The following is a 338-nucleotide window of genomic DNA, read 5'->3' as shown; positions in this document are numbered from 1 at the left end:
CGGTCGGCACCGGACCGGCGGCGGTCGGCACCGGAGTACGGTCGACGCACCACCGCCCGCAACGGACGCGGACGGTCGGGCCCCTCGACGGGAGCCCGGCGGGGACGCGCGTGAGGCGTCCCGGTGCGCCGGAGGGTGGTGCGTGCGACGTGGTGTGTGGACAGTGACGTGGTGGACACAGCGGAGAAGGACGGACGTGACCGAGAACGGCTTCGACGACACCGCGCGGGCGCGCCCGCGGGAGGACGTGCCCCGGGACGCCGCCCGGGAGGGCACGGCGCGGGAGGACACGGCGCGGGATCGGACCGCACCGGAGGACGGTGACCGCGGCGTCGACG

The sequence above is a fragment of the Saccharomonospora iraqiensis subsp. paurometabolica YIM 90007 genome (assembly GCF_000231035.2).
Taxonomy (GTDB): domain Bacteria; phylum Actinomycetota; class Actinomycetes; order Mycobacteriales; family Pseudonocardiaceae; genus Saccharomonospora; species Saccharomonospora paurometabolica.
This window is presented reverse-complemented; position numbering follows the sequence as displayed.